Here is a 6,705-nt window from a genome sequence, read left to right as displayed (position 1 = left end):
TGAACCGCCCTGGATCTTCCGGAGGGTGGTTGGTTACGCGACCTCCGGTTCGGGGGTCACGGTCGTAGCCTGCCGGTGAGCGTGTTCGAACTCAACGGGTGGCAGCTGCCCGATTGAGGAGTGGAGGCGGTCGTGGTTGTACCAGTGGACCCAGCGGGCGACTTGCCACTCGACCTCGGCGTGGTTCTTCCAGGTCGGGCCGCCGTCGTTGATCGCCTCGGTCTTGAACAGTCCGATCGTCGACTCGCACAGCGCGTTGTCCAGTGCGTCGCCGACGGTGCCGATGGATCCGGCGATGCCGGCCTGGGCCAACTCGGCGGTCAGCGCCAGCGATACGTATTGCGACCCGGCATCGGAGTGGTGGACGAGCCGGCCGTGTTCCCAGTGGGCTCCGGCGCGGTGACGCACGTCGATCGCCTGACGTAGGGCGTCGGTGACCAGGAAGGTCCGCATGCTCGTTGCGACTCGCCAGCCCAGGATCCGGCGGGAGTAGACGTCCACGACGAAGGCGACGTAGACGAACCCGGTCAGCGTCCACACGTAGGAGAAGTCGGCCACCCACAGCTGGTCGGTCGCAGTAGGCACGTGCCAGCCGCGCTTGACCAGGTCGGGGTGACGTGGCGCCTGGGCCGACCGCCGAGTCGTGGTGGTGCGGTGTCGTCCCCGCACTGCGCCGGTGATCCCGGCGATGGCCATGAGCCGGGCGACCTGGTCGCGCCCAACATCGAAGCCGGCGCGGCGGGCGGCATGCCAGAGCTTGCGCACCCCGTACACGCCCCAGTTCTCCCGGTGCAGCGTCACCAGCGCGTTGACGAGGTAGGCCTCCTCCAACAGCGCCTGGCTCACAGGACGGGCTTTGTGGGCGTAGTAGGTGGACGGCGCGATCTTTATCCCGTGCACGGACAGCACGGCGCAGATCGGCTCGACGCCGAACCGGTCCCTGTAGGTGTCGATGTAGGCCACGATCACTTGAGTCGGCGGTCGAGCTCCGCCTGAGCGAAAAACGCTGACGCGGTCTTGAGGATCTCGTTCGCCCGCTCGAGTTCGGCCACGCGCTTCTTCAACGCGCGGACCTCCTCGGACTCACTCGAGCGAGTGGTCGCGGGCCGGGCGCCGCTGGCGTGCTCGGCCTCCTCGATCCAGTTCCGCAGCGTTGCGGGGTTCACGTCCAGGAGCGAGCCGACGTGCTTGCGGGCTCCCAGCTTCGACTCGGTGCCCTCGCCGAGCTTCTCGCGGTACATCCGCACCGCCCGCTCCCGGAACTCACCGTCGTATCTCCTCGGTGCTGACATGGGGATCAGTCTCCCTTGCTAGATCAGCACCCTCCAGGAGATCCAGGGCGGTTCAGTTCGCCGGACATGGCCCTCTCGCAACCGGCTTGCTGTTCCTGCCGATCGCACTGGCCACGATGACAGGTGCCAATCTCGGCGGACGCCTTATCGCCCGCCTGGGAGCGCGCTCCCTGGGAGCTGTCGGCATGCTCATCGCAGCCATCGGCCTGATGGTGCCCGCCTTGTGGCCCACAACCGTGGCGACCACGATCGGCATCAGCTTCGGAGCCTTCGGTATCGGCGCACTGTTCGTCGTCGCCGCGGCCACGGCGCTGGGACAGATCGGCCCGGAGGAGGCCGGCATCGCCTCGGGCCTGCTGAGCACCTTCCACGAATTCGGCGCCTCGGTCGGCGTCGCCACAGTCTCCAGCATCGCAGCCCTCAGCCTCGCCACCGACGGTGGCACCGCAGGCTTCCAACAGGCCTTCACGGCCGCCGCCATCGCCGCAGTGGTTGCCGCCGTGATCTCAACGATCGCGATTCCGCGACAACCCGCTCGAACCTAAGCCGCGAGCCTCGCCCCTGTCTGTGGGCTCACCACTTGCATCAGATACCCCTACCCGGTATAAGTAGTGATACCCCCCCTGAGGTATCTCTGAAGGAGAAGGACATGACCACTACGTCCACATACACCGTGACCGGCATGAGCTGCGGCCACTGCGAGGGCGCGATCCGCGCCGAGGTATCGCAGATCGCCGGAGTCCAGGACATCGAGGTCAGCGCGGCCACGGGCCGCTTAGCCGTCACAACGAACGACCCGGCGGACGATGCCGCAGTGATCGCCGCGGTCGACGAGGCCGGCTACCAGGCCACCCCCAGCTGATATGCGAGCCCCGGCACGGCTCGGTTTGTACGGGCTGCTCCTCGTGTCCGTGTTCGCCGTGGCATTCGTCACGGCGGGCGCGGTCATCCCCGAGCAGACCGTGCAGAGCTGGACAGAAGAGACGGAACAAACCGATCACGCAGGGGAACAAGACATGGGCACCGGCGGCCACGAGACACACACCGACGATGCGTCCTCACTGGGTCTCGGCGTCGCGCAGGACGGCTACCGGCTCACCGGGGTCACCGCTCCCGCGGAGACCGGCACCGACGGCGACCTGTCACTGATCGTCACGGGACCCGCCGGGGACCCGGTCACCGACTTCGAGCTGGAGCACGAGAGGGAGTTGCACCTGATCGCGGTCCGCGCTGATGGGCAGCACTTCCACCACGTCCACCCCGAGATGAACGCGGATGGCACCTGGTCGATCCCCTGGCAGTGGGATGCAGCCGGCTCCTACCGCGTGTTTGCCGACTTCGTGCCCGCCGAGGCCGGCGAGGGCATCACCCTGTCGACCTCGGTCCAGGTCGCCGGCAACTACGCCCCAGCACCGGCCGAGCCTGCCACCACGACCACGGTGGATGGCTACGAGGTCAGCGTGACCGGCGACCTGGTGGCAGGCACATCGACCGAGCTGACGATGACCATCACCCGTGACGGGCAGCCGGTCACCGAGCTGGAGCCGTACCTGGGGGCCTTCGGGCACCTGGTGGCGCTGCGTGAGGGCGATCTGGCCTACCTGCACGTCCACCCGCACGGCGATGAGCCCCAGCCGGGCCAGACATCGGGACCGGAGATCGTGTTCGAGGCCACCGCACCGACCCCGGGACGGTACCTGCTCTACCTCGACTTCCAGGTCGCCGGACAGGTCCACACCGCACCGCTGGTGCTGGATACCACCCGCGACGCCGGGACAGACCACGGCGAGGCCGAACAGTCGGACAACACCGATGAGCACGAGGAGGGAGGCGGCCATGACCACGACTGAGAACACCACCGGCGCCAGCAGCGTCGAACTGCAGATCGGTGGCATGACCTGCGCCTCGTGTGCGAACCGGATCGAGAAGAAACTCAACAAGCTCGACGGGATCACCGCCAGCGTCAACTACGCCACCGAGAAGGCCAGCGTGACCGGGCCGGAGGGCCTGGACCCGCAGACGCTGATCGCCGAGGTGGAGAAGACCGGCTACACCGCCGCCCTCCCCACCCCCACGAAAAGGGCCGGTGACGCACCGGGCAGCGAGGCCGAATCGGCCGAGGACGCCGAACTGCGCTCGCTGCGCCAACGGCTCATCGGTTCGGCGGTCCTGGCTGTCCCGGTGATCGCGATGGCGATGATCCCGGCACTCCAGTTCGACTACTGGGGCTTCGCCTCGCTCGTGCTGGCCGCCCCGGTGGTGGTGTGGGCCGGCTGGCCCTTCCACAAGGCAGCCTGGACCAACCTGCGCCATGGTGCGGCGACGATGGACACCCTGATCTCGGTGGGCACCACCGCAGCCCTGGTGTGGTCGATCATCGCGCTGTTCTTCGGCACCGCAGGCCAACCCGGGGTGGTCCACCCGTTCGAGTTCACCATCTCCCGCGGTGATGGTCTCGGGCACATCTACCTGGAGGTCGCAGCCGGGGTGATCACCTTCATCCTGCTGGGGCGCTACTTCGAGAAGCGCTCCAAGCGCCGAGCCGGTGCCGCCCTGCGGGCGCTGCTGGAACTCGGCGCGAAGGAGGTCTCGGTCCTGCGCGACGGCCGGGAACAGCGGGTGCCAATCGAGGAGCTCTCCGTCGGTGACGAGTTCATCGTCCGCCCAGGGGAGAAGATCGCCACCGACGGGGTCATCGCCTCGGGCAACAGCGCCATCGATGCCTCCATGCTCACCGGAGAATCCGTACCGGTCGAAGTGACCGAGGGCGATCCGGTCACCGGTGCGACGGTCAACGCCGGGGGCCGACTGGTCGTGCGGACAACCCGTGTCGGCTCCGATACCCAGCTGGCGCAGATGGCCAAGATGGTCGAGGACGCCCAGTCCGGCAAAGCCGAGATCCAGCGGCTGGCCGATCGGGTCTCCGGCGTGTTCGTCCCGATCGCGATCGCGATCGCCATCGCCACGCTCGGAGCCTGGATCGGCGCCGGATTCCCCGTCAGTGCGGGCTTCACCGCCGCGGTGGCGGTGCTGATCATCGCCTGCCCCTGCGCCCTGGGGCTGGCCACCCCGACCGCCCTGCTGGTCGGCACCGGGCGGGGGGCGCAGATGGGCGTGCTGATCAAAGGTCCCGAGACTCTGGAGTCCACGCGCCGGGTCGACACGATCGTGCTGGACAAGACCGGCACCGTCACCACCGGCAAGATGACCCTGGACGACGTGATCGTCGCCGAGGGAGTGGATCGTACCGAGCTGTTGCGACTGGCCGGCGGCCTGGAGGATGCCTCCGAGCATCCCATCGCTCAGGCGATCGCCGCTGGAGCTACCGCCGAGGTCGGCGACCTGCCCACGCCGGAGTCCTTCGAGAACGTCGAGGGCCTCGGTGTCCAGGGTGTCGTCGACGGGCACACCGTCCTCGCCGGCCGCGAGGTCTTGCTGCGCGACTGGTCACAGCACCTCGACGAAAATCTGCGGTCGGCCAAGCAGGCCGCCGAGGCGCAGGGCAAGACCGCGATCGCGGTCGGCTGGGATGGTCGGGCACGCGGCGTGCTGGTCGTGGCCGATCAGGTCAAGCCCACCAGCGCCGAAGCGATCGCCCAGTTCAAAGAACTCGGTCTCACGCCGGTGCTGCTCACCGGTGACAACCAGAGCGTGGCCGAACAGGTCGCCTCGGAGGTCGGCATCGAGTCGGTCATCGCCGAAGTCCTACCCAAGGACAAGGTCGATGTCGTGTCCCGCCTCCAAGACGAGGGCAAGGTCGTCGCGATGGTCGGCGACGGCGTCAACGACGCCCCCGCCCTGGCCCAGGCCGACCTCGGCCTGGCGATGGGCACCGGCACCGACGTCGCGATCGAGGCCGCCGACATCACCCTGGTCCGCGGCGACCTCCGAGCCGCGGCGGACGCGATCCGCCTTTCCCGGCGCACGCTGCGCACGATCAAGACCAACCTGTTCTGGGCCTTCGCCTACAACACTGCTGCCATCCCGCTCGCGGCCTTCGGACTGCTCAACCCGATGCTCGCCGGGGCGGCCATGGCCCTGTCCAGCGTGTTCGTCGTCAGCAACAGCCTGCGCCTGCGGACCTTCACCGCCCAGGCCGATGACAGTGCGCCAGCTCCCACACGAGCACCGGCTGAGCGTGAACCGGGTCTGCTGCACGAGTAGGTGACAGGTGTTCTCAGGCCGCGAGTGCGATCTGAGTGGTCATGATGGTCTCGTACTCGATGGGGGTCAGACGACCGAGTCGGTCCTGGCGCCGGCGGCGGTGGTAGGTCCGTTCGATCCAGGTCACGATCGCGATCCGCAGTTCGGCCCTGGTGGCCCAGCGGCGACGGTCGAGGACGTTCTTCTGCAGGAGCGAGAAGAAGGACTCCATCGCGGCGTTGTCTCCCGCGGAGGCGACTTGCCCCATCGAGCCCACGAGGTCGTGGCGGCGCAGGGCGGCCAGGAAGCGCCTGGACCGGAATTGAGAGCCTCTGTCCGAGTGCACGACGCACCCAGCCATGTCACCGCCGCGTCGGGCGACCGCAGAGGACAGGGCGTCAACCGCGAGACGGGCCTTCATGCGGTCGCTGATCGAGTACCCCACGATCCGTCCCGAGTAGACGTCCTTGACCGCGCAGAGATAGATCTTGCCCTCGCCGGTGGGGTGCTCGGTGATATCGGTCAGCCACAGCTCGTTGGGAGCGGCCGCGGTGAAGTCCCGTTCGACGAGATCGTCGTGGGCCGGCGGGCCGGGCCGTTTCCCGTTCTTGCCTCGTTTCTTGCCGAACACGCTCCACCACCGGTTGTCCCGGCATGTCCGCCAGATCGTGCGATCACACGCGACGTGGCCCGCTTCACGGGCCTCGTCTGCCAGCAGGCGATACCCGAACTCGGGGTCGTCGCGATGAGCGTCGAACAGGGCGTTCGCCAGGTAGGCCTGCTCGAGATCGCGGTCGCTGACGGGGTCTGCGAGCCACCGGTAGTAGGGCTGGCGGGCGAGCCTGAGGACCCGGCACGTCACCGCGACAGGGATCCCGTCGCTGGCGAGCTCTCTCACGAGCGGGTACATCATTTTCCCGGCAGGTTCGCCTGCGAGAGGTAGGCCGCCGCACGGCGCAGAACCTCGTTCTCTTGTTCGAGCAGGCGGACACGTTTCTTCGCTTCGCGCAGCTCGGCCGACTCGCTCCGAGTCACACCGGGGCGATTGCCGTCCTCGACGTCAGAGGCCTGCAACCAGTTACGCAGACAGGACTCGCTGATCCCGAAGTCTTTGGCGATGTCCTTGATCGGAGCGTCCCCGCGGCGGGCCACGGCCACGACATCGTCGCGGAACTCCTTCGGATGAGGTCTGGGCACGATCGACATCCTTCCAGCAGCACCTTCCGGCACCACAGATCAGGTGTCACCTACCCGTGCAGCAGACCCACCC

Annotated in this window: 6 protein-coding genes and 1 other annotated feature; of the genes, 4 read left to right on the top strand and 2 right to left on the bottom strand. The window is 67.9% G+C overall.

Annotated features, from left to right (window positions below; translation table 11 throughout):
* Positions 1 to 33 precede the first annotated feature (33 nt).
* Positions 34 to 1,292 (bottom strand): IS3 family transposase gene (locus ACZLMO_RS16620; RefSeq protein ID WP_425713425.1). Its coding sequence is split into 2 segments (ribosomal slippage): positions 34 to 998 and positions 998 to 1,292, totalling 1,260 coding nucleotides; the frame shifts between segments, so codons are not numbered across the junction.
* Positions 877 to 1,008 (bottom strand) — a sequence feature (AL1L pseudoknot). It overlaps the preceding gene by 132 nt.
* Before the next feature lie 185 nt (positions 1,293 to 1,477).
* Between ACZLMO_RS16620 and ACZLMO_RS16615 the strand changes: the two genes are divergently transcribed.
* From ACZLMO_RS16615 to ACZLMO_RS16600, 4 genes are all read left to right on the top strand, one after another.
* On the top strand, positions 1,478 to 1,837 hold the full coding sequence (locus tag ACZLMO_RS16615; protein WP_463654375.1) for a hypothetical protein: 360 nt from the start codon (positions 1,478 to 1,480) through the stop codon (positions 1,835 to 1,837).
* Between the two features lie 104 nt (positions 1,838 to 1,941).
* A complete protein-coding gene (locus ACZLMO_RS16610) occupies positions 1,942 to 2,154 on the top strand; it encodes a heavy-metal-associated domain-containing protein (RefSeq protein WP_425710216.1) in 213 nt (70 codons plus the stop codon).
* 1 nt (position 2,155) lies between these two features.
* A complete protein-coding gene (locus ACZLMO_RS16605) occupies positions 2,156 to 3,142 on the top strand; it encodes a heavy-metal-associated domain-containing protein (RefSeq protein ID WP_463654374.1) in 987 nt (328 codons plus the stop codon).
* Entirely contained in the window at positions 3,129 to 5,456 is a 2,328-nt protein-coding gene (locus ACZLMO_RS16600; RefSeq protein WP_463654373.1) for a heavy metal translocating P-type ATPase, read from the top strand. The genes ACZLMO_RS16605 and ACZLMO_RS16600 overlap by 14 nt, the downstream gene beginning before the upstream one ends.
* Positions 5,457 to 5,469: 13 nt before the next feature.
* Here ACZLMO_RS16600 and ACZLMO_RS16595 read toward each other — a convergent pair.
* Positions 5,470 to 6,632 (bottom strand): IS3 family transposase gene (locus ACZLMO_RS16595; RefSeq protein ID WP_463653749.1). Its coding sequence is split into 2 segments (ribosomal slippage): positions 5,470 to 6,351 and positions 6,354 to 6,632, totalling 1,161 coding nucleotides; the frame shifts between segments, so codons are not numbered across the junction.
* Positions 6,633 to 6,705: the final 73 nt, after the last annotated feature.

The sequence above is a fragment of the Georgenia sp. G2120 genome (assembly GCF_055326485.1).
Note: the sequence above shows the minus strand (reverse complement) of the source record. Positions and strands in the feature narration are given on the sequence as shown.